Consider the following 15,512-nt stretch of genomic DNA (forward strand, 5'->3'; position numbering starts at 1 on the left):
AACGAAGCTCAACGAAACTCATCTCACTGCGAACGCTTTATGCCTGACGGTCATCTGATCATTGCTGCCAATTCCCGTCTGACCCGGACCCTGACCCAGGAAACGGTGACGCACGTTACTGCTTCGGAGACGCAAACCCGGGAGACGCCCGAGATTTTGACCTGGGAGCAATGGTGGCAGCAATGGGAAACCCGTCAGGTCATTCAGGGGCGGCTCTCGCCCGACCAACTTCCTGATCATGTGTTGACCCCGTTTGAAGCCACTCAGCAATGGGCCTGGTTGTTGCACAAGCAGGTTCAGGCTGCCCCGGATTATGCTCTGTTCGACGGGCCGGATACGGCGCGTGAGCTCTATCAGGCCTGGTGTTTGTTGCATGAGAACCTTCTGCCTTACGAACCCGAGGCCGTGATCGCCTCTGAGGCAATGCTCGCCCATTGTTGTGACGGCCATAACCGGTCGGCGGAAAGCCGTCTCTGGCAAACGCTGGCAAGCGCATATCGCCAGCAACTGATGGATAAAAACTGGTTGGATGCGCCGACCCATCAGCGTTGGCGCTATCAGCAACTGAAAACGCTGGCCGGCTCGGATGATCTGGCGTGGCCAAAGCGATTGACGCTGGTGGGATTCGACGAGTGGCCCCCGTCTATGCATGCGCTGGTGACGCTGTTTCGAACGCAGGGCGTGACGGTGGATGAACGCGACCGGGCCGTGACGGACACGCCTGACAGCCGCGTGAAGGTCCTGGCCGATGCTCAGGCGGAATGGCAGAGTGCGGCGCACTGGGCGGCGAAAACGCTGGCCGATCTGGCACAGCACAAGCCCATGAGCCAGGTTCGCATCGGTCTGGTGGCACCGGACTGGCAGGGCGGGCTTCAGCGCCATTTGCAGACGGCACTGGAGGAAGCGCTGTATCAGCAGTTTGGTCAGCCGATGTCTGCCTCGTCGGACACGGCGTTGGCACAGCCATCTTTGGTGAATGCCTCGCAGGGGCAGCCGATGAGTCAGTTGCCGGTTGTGAGCAATGCCCTGGCGACGCTGACGCTCGCCTTTGAGCCGGATCGCCCCATTTCTTACCAGGCCTGGTCAGAATGGCTGTGTTCGCCTTATACCGCCGGTGACCTGTCGCAACGGCTGACGCTGGATAAGCGCCTGCGTCGCTGGCAATGGGCGCAAGTGCGCTGGCCGTCTTTGTTGGTGCAGGCACAGGCGGCCGAATCGGGGGTGCGTTTGCCTCGAACGTTGGTGCACAGTTTTGAGCAGACCTTGTCGGACAAACGTTCAGAGCGGATGACGGCGGCGGCGTTTGCGACGCAGGCGCAAACATTGCTGACGCGTTTTCAGTGGGCCGCACCAACCGCCGCTTCGGACCCGGGCGAAAAAACCAGCCTCAGCAGCCATGAGCAGCAACAAAAGCAAGCGTTCCTGGATGCGTTGGCGACTTTCGGACAGTTGTCACTGCAGCCGAGCCGTCAACGCGCTGCGCAATGGTTGACGCTTTTGCGCCGGTATCTGTCTGAGCGCCTTCATCAGCCGGAATCACTGGGTGAGGCCCCGATTCAGATCATGGGCATGCTGGAGGCTGGGGGACAGACTTTTGATGCGCTTTGGGTCATGCAGATGACCGATCAAAAGTGGCCGCGTCCGCCCAAACCCAACGCCTTCCTGCCGGTGACGCTCCAGCGTGATCGTCAATGCCCCCGCAGCAGTGTGGAGCGAGAATACGATTATGCCATGGGGGTGACCGAGCGCTTGCGTCATGCGGCACCGATCAGCGTCTGGTCTTACCCCTGTCTGGAAGGGGAAGCGCGCTTATTGCCATCGCCTCTGATAACGAGGGTTCAATCGGGCGCAGAAGCGAGTGAGACACCGAGCGATGCGCCGGGGTCGGACTTGCTGGCGTCACAGGCATTGGACGATGCGTGGGTCTGGGTGCAGGATGATCAGGCACCGCCGGTGCCGGCCGGTGAAGACCTGCCGGGCGGCGTGGGCATTCTGACCGCTCAGAGCCAGTGCCCGCTGATGGCCTTTCTGGATTACCGTCTGGGCGCTCGTTATGGGCTGGAAACAGTGGAAGAGGGCGTGCCGCGTCATCATCTGGGCACGCTGGTACACGAGGTGTTGGAGCAGTTCTGGCGTCAGCATCAAACTCAGCAGAGGCTGCTGAGCTTGTCACAAGATCAGTTGCGAGAAGATGTGGCCGAGCGCGTGCGTCGGGGGCTGGCGGACTTGGGAGACCATTATCCAGCCAGTTTGCTGACACTGGAACAGCAGCGCCTGACGGAGCTGATTCTGAGCTGGCTGGCGCTGGAAGCCCAGCGTTCGCCGTTTGAAGTGGTGGCGTTCGAACAGGCTTACCCGGTGACGCTGGCGCAGATGCGGTTGCACATCAAAATCGATCGCGTGGATGCTTTGGCCGGCACCGATGCAGAGCGACGTCATTTGTTGTTGGATTACAAAACCGGGCGGGCCCGTGCCAAAGACCTCTGGCCGGGGCCGCTGAAAGCGCCGCAGTTGGCCACTTATTTGTATGCGCTGGATCAGGTCGGGGCCTTGGGTTATGGCATTTTGCACAGTGATGACGGTGTGCGCTTTTCGGCGTTGGTGGCCGACGGCGATGAAATCAATCTGCCGGGGCGTCAGACCGATGTGACAGCCTGGGCCAAAAAAGCGGGGGAAGACGCCCCGGCTCAGGCCTGGTCAGCAGTATTGCAGGATCTGAAGCAGCAGGTCTGGGCGCTCGCGCAGTCGATTCAGCAGGGCGAGGCGCCGATGTGCCTGATGCCGGAGCGCAGCGAAAACGATCTCGCCTACGCCGCTTCCTGGCTGGCGTTGCGCTTGCCGGAAGCACGAAATCAGTGGGAGCAGGTGCCCCACACGAATGAGCAGGACGATGCCCCATGACCCAATCTTCGTTGCCCTTTGACGCGCCCATTTCCATGCCTTCGCAGCCAGTCTGGCAAACGCTGGTTGTGGACGATGCGATCGAAGACGGTCAGGCCCGTTTTGAAGCGGTGGACCCCACGCGGTCACTGATTGTTCAGGCCCCGGCCGGGTCGGGTAAGACCGCGTTGCTGACCCAGCGGTTTTTGAGTTTGCTGTCGGTGGTGGACAAGCCGGAGAACATCGTGGCGATGACCTTTACCAAAAAGGCCGCGGCGGAAATGCGTGAGCGTATTTTGCAGGCATTGCATTCGGCCGAAGCGCCCTTGCCGTACGAAGCTGGCGTGTTCGAGCGCAACACCCAGCAGCTGGCACAGGCCGCACGACAGCGCGATCGGGAACAAGGCTGGCAGCTGGCGCAGAACCCCGGACGCTTGCGGATTCGCACCATTGATTCCCTGAATAGCTATTTGGTACAGCAGATGCCTTATCTGTCGCGTCATGGCCTGGCCAGTCAGATTACGACCCAGCCCATGCCTTTGTACCGACAGGCGGCCAATGCGGCTTTGAGTGATGGCAATGATGAACAGGCGCAATCGGCAGTGATCACTCTGTTGAAGCTGGTCAACGGTTCCTATGCCCGGGCCCAGGACCTGTTGGCACAAATGCTGGCCAAACGTGATCAGTGGATGGATGCCTTGCTGCCGTTTCTGGCCGGTGGGCCCGAAGCCGATCAGGCCGCCCGTCAAACACTGGAGACGGCGATTCAGGACCTGGTGGATCAGGACATTCGGCAGGCCTTGCGGCAATTAACGCCCTGGTTGCGCCACCTGAATGACTTGCTGGCCATGGCTGAGGTCGCTCAGGCCAATGGTGCGAAGGTTTTGCAAGGCCTTGACCTTCCAGCCCGGTTGGATGAGAAGACGCCGTTGCCGGTGTGGACGGGACTGTCGCAATGGCTGTTGAAAGCCGATGGCGACTGGTTAAAAACCATGAACGAAGCCAAAGGCGTGTTGTCGCCGTCCAAGGCCAAAGGCGACGACAAAGCGCAGCGCAAACAGTTTAAGGATCAGTTGACCGAAAGTCTGGAAGAACTCAGAGAGGCCGACTCGGATCGCACCGCAGCCCAGGCCCTGCAGAGTTTGGGTCGTCTGCCAGCGCCGTATTATCAGGATGATGACTGGCAGGCGCTGCAGCATCTATTGCATTTGTTGCGACTGGCGGCGGCGCATCTCAAACTGGTGTTGCAGCAGGAAGGCCAGAGCGACTACATCGAAATCTCTCAGGCGGCGTCCCGCGCTCTGGGCGAGCCGGATGCACCCACCGAGTTTGCCGAGCAGTTGGATTATCGTCTGCAGCACCTGCTGATCGATGAGTTTCAGGACACGTCTGTGTCGCAGTTTGCGCTGCTGGAAAAACTGATTGCCGGCTGGGCGCCCGGCGATGGGCACAGTTTGTTTCTGGTGGGGGACCCAATGCAATCGATCTACCGTTTTCGGGAAGCCGAAGTGGCCAATTTCCTGCAGGCCTGGCATCACGGTGTGGGATCGCTGGCGTTAACGCCATTGTCTTTGACCGTGAATTTCCGTTCGAGCCAAAGGGTGGTGGATTGGGTCAATGGGGTGTTTGCGCAAATCATGCCGGACGACGATGACATGACCACCGGGGCGGTGGCGTATGCCTCGGCCAATGCTCGCAAAACCCTGGCTGGGGAGGGGGTCTATTATCGAGGGGATTTCACTCCAGAAACCGATATTGAGACGCTGGTGGCCGAGGTAGCGCGTTGGAAGGCAACGCGTCCGGCGGGAGCCGAGCTGGGCATTCTGGGGCGCAGTCGCAGTCACCTCAAGCCCATCGCGCAGGCGTTGAAGGAGGCGGGCATTGCGTTTCGGGCCATTGAGCTGGAGGCCTTGTCGGAACGACAGGAAATTCAGGACCTGCAAGCGTTGACGCTGGCGCTGGTGCACCGGGAAGATCGCGCGGCCTGGCTGGCCTTGTTGCGCTCGCCTTTGGTTGGCCTGTCGCTGTTTGATCTGCATGCGCTGCTGGGGGACCCGGCCAGATTCCACGAACCGGTCTGGGCGTCCTTGAATGATCCGGCGCGGCGCGAGTCGCTGTCGGAAACCGGGCAAAAGGTGCTGGCACAGGCCGTGCCCATTCTGGCCAAAGCCATGCGCTTGAGTGGGGCGGTGGCGTTGAGTGAACGCGTCAAACAGGCCTGGTTGGAGTTAGGCGGGGCGCGCACGCTGTTGTCGGAGGCGGCGCGTGACAATGTGCGGGTCTGGCAGCGCATGCTGGTGGACCTGGAAACCGAGGGCACGGACATCACCGGCGAGACCTTGGCCCAGTCGCTGGAAACTTTGTATGCCCGCCCGGATACGTCCAATGAGGCGGAGCAGGTGCAGTTGATGACGATTCACAAATCCAAGGGGCTGGAGTTTGACACGGTGATTCTGCCGTCACTGGGAAAAATCGGTCGCGCTGATGACGAACCGCTGATTCAGTGGCTGCCTTTTAAGCAGGAAGATGCCCAGGGCAAAACGTTTTCGCGCTGGGTGCTGGCACCGTTGCTGCAAAAAGGCCAATCGGCACGTGCCAAAGCCGATACCCGACTGGGCGAACTGATCAAAACCTATGAAAAGCGCAAACAACGGCATGAACTGGCTCGATTGCTCTATGTGGCCATCACGCGGGCCAAGCGCTGTCTGCATTTGTTTGTGTCGTTAAAACCCAGTGACAAAGCGCTGGAAGCACCCGAGTCCTTGGCTCCGGCCCAGGGCAGTTTTCTTGCTCTGCTTTGGCCGCTGATACAGGGTGAGCGGCTGGATGCGTTTCAACATTGGCTCACCCAGTCGCCCGACCTGGAAACGGCGCCGCCAGAGCAGAGCTGTGTGCCGGCCAAGGTACTGCGTCGCCGGGCTGATGTCGCACCGTTTGAGTCCGCGCCCGCGCCAAACCAATCTTTTTACCAGGCCTGGTTAACACAGCAGTCGGGCTGGCAGCGTTATCAGCAGCAACACCAGCCCAGTGCCACTGCATCGGCCACGCCGGACACTTCGTTACCCGTATCGAGGGCTGAACAAGCCGCCGGGCCGGGGGTTGGTGTTGGTAAGGCAGTGGGCAATCTGGTGCACGAAGTGTTGCAATACTGGACGCTGTCTGAGACGCCGGATCAGGATGCGGTGCGTCTGAGGTCGCTCGAACCCTGGTTGCAGCAGCGTTTGCAGTCGGTGTTGCCCTCTGCGTTTGTTTCTGAGGCTTTGCAACGCGTGACGCATTGTCTGCAACAGGCGCTGACTCATGACCGGGTCAGATGGGCTTTGCAGACGGACCACTCGGAAGCAAAATCGGAATGGGCCTTGTCCGAGGTGGTGCCCTGGTCGGACCAGATACAGGTGCTGCAGACGGTGGTGGATCGCACCCTAGTGGATGACAGCGGGCGGCGCTGGATCATTGATTACAAAACCAATCAGCCACCTGCCTCGCTGACTGACACAGAACGGGCCGCGTGGATTGAGAGCCTGACACAAACCTATGCTCCGCAACTGGCACGTTATGGAGAGTTGATTGCGCGGTTGGAGTCGCGCCCACAGACACAAGTGCTTTATTTGTGTGCGCTCAATCAGTGGGTGGAGGTCAACGCTGAGTCAGATCTGGATGTGTCCGGACGCGGTGAAATGGATTGATAATTGCTAGGGGCCACTGGAGACGCTACACTAGAGTTCGTATTCACTCAATGAGATCCAGATGGAGGAAAAACGGGTGACGCAAGAATCGGAAATGAAAGAATTTTTGACGTTTAAGCTGGGTAAGGAAGAGTTTGCGGTGGCGATTGATCGGGTTCAGGAAATCCGCGGTTGGGAAAAACCGAGCCCGTTGCCCAATGTTCCCAGTTATGTCAAAGGCGTGGTGGACCTGCGTGGCACCGTGGTGCCGGTGCTCGATTTGCGCGAACGCTTCAAGTTGCCGGCGGAGGTTGACCCGACCACCGTGGTGATCGTGGTGCAGATTCTGACGGCACAGGGCGAGCGGGTTGTGGGCCTGGTGGTGGATGCCGTGTCCGATGTGCATGCTTTTGATATGAAGTCACTGCAGCCGCCACCGGATATTTCCAGTTCCGTGGACAATCATTTCATGCAGGGCCTGGCAACCATTACCGAGTCTGGCAAAGCCGTGACCAAAGCTCAGGACATCAGTCAGAAAGACCCGGATGCCAAAGTCGAAAAAGGGCATATGGTGATTCTGATTGACATCGACCGTCTGGCCACTGATGGTTTGTTGGAGCAGGTGGCCAATGTGGACGATGTGCCGCTTCGAAACGGCTAAGATCGTTTTTCCGGCTGCAGCCGAGTCGGCGAGGCCGGATCAATCCGCTCGGGGTGGTCCAGATTATAGTGCAGGCCCCGGCTTTCTTTGCGTTGAATCGCGCTCTGGATCATCAGCTCGGCCACCTGCGTCAGGTTGCGCAATTCCAGCAGATCGCTGCTGAGCGTATGGTGGCGATAAAATTCATGAATTTCATCTTTTAGTATCTGAACCCGTTTCAGCGCCCGCTGAAGTCGCTTGTCGGTGCGCACGATGCCGACGTAATCCCACATGACCCGTCTGAGTTCATCCCAGTCGTGACTGACCAGTACTTTTTCCTTGGGCTGGGTGACCAGGTGGTCGTCCCAGGCTGGAATGCGACTGGCACAGAGCGACGGTTCCGGTTCAAAACTTTCCAGAATGGCTTCATAGGCGGCCTGGGCAAAAACCAGCCCCTCGACCAATGAGTTGCTGGCCAGGCGGTTGGCGCCATGCAGACCGGTGTAGGCCGTTTCGCCGATGGCATAGAGGTTGGCGATTTCGGTTTCGGCTTTGAGGTTGGTGGTGATGCCGCCGCAGGTGTAGTGGGCAGCGGGGACCACCGGGATCGGGTCGCGCGTGATGTCGATGCCCACTTTGAGGCAGCGGGCATAAATGGTTGGAAAGTGGTTGAGAATGAAGCCTTCAGATCGATGGCGGATGTCCAGATAGACGCAGTCCAATCCGTGGGCTTTCATTTCCTGGTCGATGGCACGGGCCACCACGTCTCGCGGGGCCAGTTCGGCGCGTTCGTCATAATGCGCCATAAAGGGCGTGCCGTCCGGGCGTTTCAAAATGCCACCTTCCCCGCGCACCGCCTCGGATATCAGAAAGGAACGGTCTTTGGGGTGAAACAGGCAGGTGGGATGAAACTGATTGAATTCCATGTTGGTGACCGAACAGCCAGCGCGCCAGGCCATGGCGATGCCATCCCCGGTGGAGGTGTCGGGGTTACTGGTGTAAAGATACGCTTTGGATGCCCCGCCAGTGGCGAGAATGGTTTTCTGTGCGACCAGCGTGGCGACGATCTGGGTGCTTTGGTTGAGCACATAGCTGCCCAGACAGCGCTTGCGGTCGTCCGACAGAATCAAGTCCACGGTCATGTGGTTGGGCATCAGCGTGATGTTGGGCGTTTGTTTGACCTGATCCAGCAGGGTTTCCGTCACCGATTTGCCGGTATGGTCGGCGGCATGAATGACCCGCCGGTGACTGTGCCCACCTTCCTGAGTGAGGTGATAGCTTTTGGCGTCATGCTTGCTGAAAGGCACGCCCAGGTCAATCAATTCATAGATGGCATCGGCGCCTTTTTCGGCGACCAGTCGAACGGCGTCGGGGTCACACAGGCCCGCACCGGCTTCGAGTGTGTCCTGAATGTGGGATTCGACCGAATCAAACGGGTCAAGTACGGCGGCGATGCCACCCTGGGCGTAAACGGAACTGCCTTCATTGAGCGAGGCTTTGGCCACCACCATGACCTTGGCGTGTCGGGCCAGTTTCAGGGCCACGGACAGACCGGCGATGCCGCTGCCGATCACCAGTATGTCAGTACAGTATTTGGGGTAGGTCTGTTTGCTCATGAATGCGTTCGCTGCGTTGGCTTGCCCGGTCACAAGGGTTGGAACAAATCGGCGGTCCGCCCACCTTGAAAATCTGCATAATGGTAGCATAAAGCACAAGGAAGGCGACGCCAATGGCACAGGAGAAAAGAACACTGTGAACGCAACCGATCCTCATAACCCAACGGATTCGTCCGAGACTGTTCTGGCAGAAGGCGATGTCATTGAGCTAAAAGGCGATCAGGCTCTGGTTCGGACGATGAGTCAGAGTGGGTGTGACAGTTGTCAGAGTCAAGGCACCTGTGGCACGGGTGTGCTGACGCAGTGGCTGGTGCCCAAAGCGCAAAATGAAATCTGGGTGGACAACACGCTGGACGTGGGACTGCATGATCGGGTGCGTTTGTCCATGAAAAAGTCAGAATTAATCAAACATTCGCTGATGGGGTATGGGTTACCCTTAATGGGATTGTTTTTGGGCGCAGCATTGGCTCAGGTGATCTGGCCGACGTCGGACGCAACCACAGAGGCATTAACCGCCGGGCTGGCGTTTGCCGGCCTGATCGTGGGCTGGTGGTGGCCGCGCAACTTCTGGACGCCGCAGAAACCGGTGTTGCATCAACGTATATCGAAGGAGACGTAAACATGACCAAACTCTCAGCCGCAATCTGGCACCCTTTTAAGGTGGCCGTCAGTGGTCTGGCTCTGTTGACGGTGCTGATGGCCCTCAATCTGGCCCAAGCTCAGGCCAAGACGCCCACCGAGCAAACGGCTGGGCAGGGAGCACCGGGCGTGATGCTGCCCGATTTTTCTCAACTGGCACGTGACCACAGCCCAACCGTGGTGAACATCAGCACCACGCGAGAGGTTGAACAGCGTGTACCGCCGCAGTTCAGAGGGTTGCCGGATGAAATGCTACGTCATTTCTTTGGCATGCCCGGCGGGGAAGGGCGTGGTGATCGACCCAGTCGTAAAGAGTCGTCACTGGGCTCCGGATTCATTATCTCCGAAGATGGATTCATTGTGACCAACCATCATGTGATCGACGGCGCCGACGACATCGTGGTCAAGTTAAACGATCGCCGGGAAATGACCGCGGAAGTGGTCGGCTCCGATAAACGCTCTGACATCGCGCTGCTTAAAGTCGATGCCGATGGTTTGCCGGTGGCTGATATTGGAACGGCCAAAGACCTTCAGGTCGGTCAGTGGGTGCTGGCAATCGGTGAACCCTTCGGTCTGGATTACACGGTAACGCACGGCATTGTCAGTGCGCTGGGCCGTACCTTGCCCAATGACACCTATGTGCCGTTCATTCAGACCGATGTGCCGATCAATCCGGGTAATTCCGGTGGGCCTTTGCTCAACACCGCCGGTGAAGTGGTTGGTGTGAACGCGCAGATTTTCAGTAACAGCGGCGGCTCCATGGGCTTGTCTTTCTCCATTCCGATTGACATCGCCATGAATGTGGTCAAGCAACTTAAAGAATCGGGCAAAGTGGTGCGCGGCTTTTTGGGCGTCGGCATTCAGGAAGTCTCCGGCGATCTGGCCGAAAGTTTCGGCATGGAGCGACCCATGGGGGCGCTGGTGAATTCGATTTCGCCCAACTCCGCTGCGGAAGCCGCTGGCGTGGAACCGGGCGATGTGATCATTTCGTTTGCAGGCAAAACCATTGATGAATCCGGCGATCTGCCGCCGGTGGTAGGCGCTTCGCCAGTGGGCGAACCCTTGCAGATGACAGTGTTGCGAAATGGTGAGCGTAAGACCATGACGGTCGAGCTCAAGGCACTGGGTGAAGCCGATCTGGCTCAGAATGAGGCCATTCAGCCAGACAATGGCGGACCGGACCGCAACGATGCGCTGGGCGTCGCTGTGGAAACCGTGCCCGAGCAAGTGCTGGCCGAGCGCAATCTGCCATTCGGTGTGGGCGTCAGCGACATCAAACATGGTGGTCCGGCGCACAAAGCAGGCATTCAGCCCGGCGACATTCTGGTCACGATTAATTTCCAACCGGTTAAGTCGGTCGCGGCGTTCAATGACCTGATGGAAGAGTTGCCCAAGGGGCGCTCCATCCCGGTTCGGATTGTGCGTGGCAAGCGCTCGATGTTCCTGCCGGTGGTGTTGGAATAAGCCCAGGAGTCTGTCGGGTTTGAGCGATCGTAGCGAGCCGAGAGGGAAAGCGAGGACAATTTTTCGTTCGTTTGAGGAGAATAGCAGCCGCTATTTGACGACAAGGATCGGAAAAATGGGCCGTTTTCCATCCGGCGCAGTAGATCTGTCTTAAATCTGACAGACTCCTAGGTGCGCTGTGTGACGGACAAAGATGCGTTTTTTGTTCAGATCACGTAAAATAAGCGCCAATTCATTGACCCGCTGAGCCAGCCGCTCAGCGATGCCCCTGAAAACGGGGCCCAAAGGGTGACTTGTCACCCTTTTTTTATTTTGAACCGTTATTTTGTTTGAGGCACGCATGGCCACACAGCTTACGCATATCAGAAATTTTTCCATCATTGCGCACATCGATCATGGCAAGTCCACGCTGTCGGATCAGTTTATCCGTTTGTGTGAAGGCCTGACCGAGCGCGAGATGTCAGAGCAGGTGCTCGACTCGATGGATCTGGAAAAGGAGCGGGGCATTACCATCAAGGCACAGAGTGTGACGTTGCACTATCAGGCCGATGATGGTCAGACCTATCAGCTCAATTTCATCGACACGCCGGGGCATGTGGATTTCTCTTATGAGGTGTCACGCTCACTGGCCGCCTGCGAAGGGGCACTGCTGGTGGTTGACGCCTCGCAAGGCGTGGAGGCTCAAACGGTGGCCAACTGTTACACCGCGATCGAACAGGGGCTGGAAGTCCTGCCGGTGCTGAACAAAATCGATCTGCCGGCCGCGGAACCGGAACGCGTGGTGGATGAGATCGAAGAGATCATCGGCATCGAAGCGCATGATGCGGTTCAGGCCAGTGCCAAGTCCGGCGTGGGCATCAAGGAAACGCTGGAAGACATCGTCAAAAAAATCCCGCCGCCGGAAGGCGATCGGGACGCACCGTTGAAAGCGCTGATCATTGATTCCTGGTTTGATAATTATCTGGGCGTGGTCTCGCTGGTGCGGATCATTGACGGTCAGATCGGCAAAAAAACCAAAATGAAAGTTTCCTCCACCGGCGAAGAATACTCAGTGGATCAGGTGGGGATATTCAATCCCAAGCGCACGCCCAAGGAGGTGCTGCGTGCCGGAGAAGTCGGCTTCGTGATCGCGGGCATCAAAGACATTGACGGCGCGCCGGTGGGCGACACCCTGATGGAAGCGGGGCGCGAGGTGGAGCGTCTGCCCGGGTTTAAACCGGCGCAGCCCCGTGTCTTTGCCGGGTTGTTTCCGATCAGCTCGGAAGATTTTGAAGATCTGCGCGAAGCCTTGCGCAAATTGCGACTGAATGATGCCGCGCTGTATTTCGAGCCGGAAAGTTCCGATGCGCTGGGCTTTGGGTTTCGTTGTGGTTTCCTGGGCATGCTGCACATGGAAATTATACAGGAACGACTCGAGCGCGAATACAACCTGGACCTGATCACCACCGCGCCGACGGTGGTGTACGAGGTGGTGACCAAAAAGGGCGAGGTGCTCAGCATCGATAACCCTTCAAGCCTCCCCGACCAGGCGACGATTGAAGAAATCCGTGAGCCGATCATTGTGGCCAACATTCTGGTGCCTGAAGAATTCGTGGGGCCGGTGATGAAGCTGTGCATTGAAAAACGCGGCGTGCAAAAAGACATGCAGTATGTGGGCAAACAGGTGTCGCTGACATATGAATTGCCGCTGAATGAAGTGGTATTGGACTTTTTCGACCGATTGAAATCCACGTCACGTGGCTACGCCTCCATGGAGTATGAGTTCCGTCGCTTCCAGTCTGATGATTTGGTGAAGCTGGAGTTTCTGGTGAACAGCGAGCCGGTGGATGCCCTGGCGGTGATTGTGCATCGATCCAAATCCGTGCCACGCGGCAAGATGCTGATTGAAAAACTGCGCAAAATTATTCCGCGCCAGATGTTTGATGTCGCCATTCAGGCGGCAATTGGTGCTAAAATTATTGGCCGTACCAACGTGAAAGCTTTACGTAAAAATGTGACCGCCAAATGTTACGGCGGGGATGTGTCGCGTAAAAAGAAACTGTTGCAGAAACAGAAAGAAGGCAAAAAGCGCATGAAGTCGATTGGCAGTGTCGATTTGCCGCAGGAGGCGTTTCTGGCTGTGCTCGACACCTCTGAAGATAATTGATTTTTACCAGGCCTGGTTAAATTTGTCGGGCCGGCCCAAGTTTTAACCGGCGCGGGCGAACCCAAGAAAGTGAGCCAATAGATGAGTTTTGAACTGATACTGGTGATTGTCACCGCCATCACCGGCGTGATTGTATATGTGGACAAGACGGTTTGGGCCCCCAAACGCGCCCGGTCGGTGACCGGTGAAAAACAACCGGTTTTGGTGGAGTACGCACGTTCTCTGTTTCCGGTCTTCCTGATTGTGCTGGTGCTGCGTTCGTTTGTGATCGAACCCTTTCGGATTCCCTCCGGCTCCATGTACCCGACCTTGCAGATTGGGGATTTCATTGTGGTGAATAAGTTTGCTTACGGCATTAAATTGCCGGTCACTCAGACCAAACTGATTGACACCGGTGAGCCGGAACGCGGGGATGTGGCCGTGTTCAAATACCCCAAGGATCCCAACGTGGATTACATCAAGCGCATTGTCGGCCTCCCGGGGGACGAAATTTCCTACATTGAGCGTACGCTCTTTATCAATGGTCAACCGGCCATGCAACAGGCGCTGGGTGAATACGACGGCGAAGGCGCCGGCAATATCATGGACGGCACTGCTTTGATTCAGGAGTCGCTGGATGAGCGTACGCATCGGATTTTGCTCGACCACCAGAAATCCAGTCAGGATTTGGTGTCGGTGACGGTGCCCGAAGGGCATTATTTTGTGATGGGTGATAATCGGGATCACAGTAATGACAGCCGCTTCTGGGGCTTTGTGCCGGAAAAAAACCTCAAAGGCGAAGCGTTTGGCATCTGGATGCACTGGGATGATGGCATTGATTTTGGACGAATTGGCAAAGGCATTGATTGATGGCCGCTGAAACCGAACAGGCTAAACGTTTGCGCCAGTTGTCGGCAAAGCTTGGCTACACCTTTGAGAACCCGGACATTCTGGCGCGGGCACTGACGCATCGCAGTATGGGCGCCAAAAACAACGAACGTCTGGAGTTTCTGGGCGACAGTCTGGTCAATTTTATGATCGCCGACGCCTTGTTTCACCAGTTTCATGGCATTTCCGAAGGCGATCTCAGCCGGGTGCGTGCGTTTCTGGTCAAGGGCGAAACGCTGGCCAAAATCGGGCGCGAGTATGATCTGTCGGATTATCTGATGCTGGGCCCGGGGGAGCTTAAAAGCGGTGGCTACCGTCGCTCCTCAATCATTGCCGATGCGGTGGAGGCGATCATTGCGGCCGTGTACGAAGACGGTGGGTTGGATGCCTGCCGTGCGTTTGTGACGCGTCTTTATGCTGACCGCATGGCCAACTTGGACCCGGCCAAAGTGGGCAAAGATCCCAAAACCCGTCTGCAGGAAACCTTGCAGGCCCGACAGGCTGACCTGCCCGAGTATTCGGTGATCAGCGTCAACGGACCGGCCCATGCCCAGGAATTTACCATCAGCTGTTTTGTGTCAGCACTGGACCGGAAATTTGAAGCGGTTGCCACCAGTCGACGCAAAGCGGAACAACTCGCAGCCGAAGAAGCGCTGCGCGTGCTGGAAAAAGGGGAAGCGGATGACTGATAACGCCTATCGCGCCGGGTTTGTGGCGGTGGTCGGCCGCCCCAATGTGGGCAAATCCACCCTGATGAACCGTCTGATCGGCCAGAAACTCAGCATTACCTCGCCCAAGCCGCAGACCACCCGTCACCGTATTCACGGCGTGGTGACCAACGAACAGACGCAAATTGTGTACGTGGACACCCCGGGCATGCATCTGGGCGCGGAAAAATCACTTAACCGGATGATGAATCGAACTGCCAGCGGCGCCCTGTCGGGCGTGGATGTGATTGTCATGGTGGTCGAAGCGGATCGCTGGACGCGTGAAGACGAAGCCGTGGCAGAAAAATGCGAGCATCAGGCTATCCCATTGATCATTGCGGTGAATAAAATTGATCTGTTCCCGGACAAGTATGCGCTGTTGCCGTTTTTGGAAAAAATCGGCAAAAAGGTGCGTTACGATGAAATCATTCCGCTTTCGGCGTACAACCAGTCCGGGATCAAAACCCTGCAAGAGGCCTTAACCGCCCGTTTGCCAGAGCAGCCAATGATTTTCCCGGAAGAAACCCTGACCGATCGTTCCACTCGGTTTTTGGCCTCGGAGATCATCCGCGAAAAGCTCATGCGATTGCTGGGGGCGGAAGTTCCTTATGGCGTGACCGTGGAAATCGAGCGCTTTCAGTGGGATGACGAAGCGGATCGTTGGGAAATCCACGGGTTGATTTTGGTGGAACGTCCGGGGCAGAAAATGATTGTCATCGGCAAAAAAGGCCAACTGATCAAGCAGGTCGGCATTCAGGCGCGCAAGGACATGATGCATCTGATGGATGCCCGGGTGCACTTGGAGCTGTGGGTCAAGGTCAAAGAAAACTGGGCAGACGACGACCGGGCATTGGCCAGTCTGGGGTATGACCCCGACGTATAACGGCT

The 15,512-nt window shown here is 57.5% G+C and carries 10 protein-coding genes; 9 read left to right on the top strand and 1 reads right to left on the bottom strand.

Features of this window, described 5'->3' with window-relative positions; translation table 11 throughout:
• The first annotated feature begins 39 nt into the window (after window positions 1-39).
• From AVO41_RS05320 to AVO41_RS05330, 3 genes are all read left to right on the top strand, one after another.
• The gene (locus AVO41_RS05320; RefSeq protein WP_068583849.1) at window positions 40-2,901 is read left to right on the top strand and encodes a PD-(D/E)XK nuclease family protein; all 2,862 of its coding nucleotides are present in this window, start codon (window positions 40-42) and stop codon (window positions 2,899-2,901) included.
• A complete protein-coding gene (locus AVO41_RS05325) occupies window positions 2,898-6,566 on the top strand; it encodes a UvrD-helicase domain-containing protein (RefSeq protein ID WP_068583853.1) in 3,669 nt (1,222 codons plus the stop codon). Before AVO41_RS05320 ends, AVO41_RS05325 begins: the two co-directional genes overlap by 4 nt.
• Window positions 6,567-6,627: 61 nt before the next feature.
• Window positions 6,628-7,206, top strand: coding sequence for a chemotaxis protein CheW (locus AVO41_RS05330; protein ID WP_235584679.1), 579 nt, complete (start codon window positions 6,628-6,630; stop codon window positions 7,204-7,206).
• On the opposite strand, the gene nadB is transcribed toward AVO41_RS05330, so the two are convergent.
• Complete coding sequence (nadB, locus tag AVO41_RS05335) at window positions 7,203-8,801, bottom strand: L-aspartate oxidase (protein ID WP_068583856.1); 1,599 nt, start codon at window positions 8,799-8,801, stop codon at window positions 7,203-7,205. The genes AVO41_RS05330 and nadB overlap by 4 nt on opposite strands.
• Before the next feature lie 136 nt (window positions 8,802-8,937).
• Here nadB and AVO41_RS05340 point away from each other — a divergent pair, with 136 nt between their 5' ends.
• The 6 genes from AVO41_RS05340 to era all read left to right on the top strand — a co-directional run bounded on the left by AVO41_RS05340 (window position 8,938) and on the right by era (window position 15,507).
• A complete protein-coding gene (locus AVO41_RS05340) occupies window positions 8,938-9,420 on the top strand; it encodes a SoxR reducing system RseC family protein (RefSeq protein WP_068583859.1) in 483 nt (160 codons plus the stop codon).
• Window positions 9,421-9,422: 2 nt separating this feature from the next.
• Complete coding sequence (locus AVO41_RS05345; protein WP_068583861.1) at window positions 9,423-10,904, top strand: DegQ family serine endoprotease; 1,482 nt, start codon at window positions 9,423-9,425, stop codon at window positions 10,902-10,904.
• Window positions 10,905-11,244: 340 nt separating this feature from the next.
• Window positions 11,245-13,050 carry a translation elongation factor 4 gene (gene lepA / locus AVO41_RS05350; RefSeq protein WP_068583864.1) on the top strand — a complete coding sequence of 602 codons (1,806 nt, stop codon included), beginning with the start codon at window positions 11,245-11,247 and terminating at the stop codon, window positions 13,048-13,050.
• Between the two features lie 81 nt (window positions 13,051-13,131).
• Window positions 13,132-13,899, top strand: coding sequence for a signal peptidase I (lepB, locus tag AVO41_RS05355; RefSeq protein WP_068583867.1), 768 nt, complete (start codon window positions 13,132-13,134; stop codon window positions 13,897-13,899).
• The gene (gene rnc / locus AVO41_RS05360; protein WP_082676576.1) at window positions 13,899-14,606 is read left to right on the top strand and encodes a ribonuclease III; all 708 of its coding nucleotides are present in this window, start codon (window positions 13,899-13,901) and stop codon (window positions 14,604-14,606) included. Before lepB ends, rnc begins: the two co-directional genes overlap by 1 nt.
• Window positions 14,599-15,507, top strand: a complete 909-nt coding sequence (era, locus tag AVO41_RS05365; protein WP_068583870.1) for a GTPase Era — start codon at window positions 14,599-14,601, stop codon at window positions 15,505-15,507. Before rnc ends, era begins: the two co-directional genes overlap by 8 nt.
• Window positions 15,508-15,512 lie beyond the last annotated feature (5 nt).

The organism is Thiomicrospira sp. WB1, assembly GCF_001507535.1.
GTDB lineage: Bacteria > Pseudomonadota > Gammaproteobacteria > Thiomicrospirales > Thiomicrospiraceae > Hydrogenovibrio.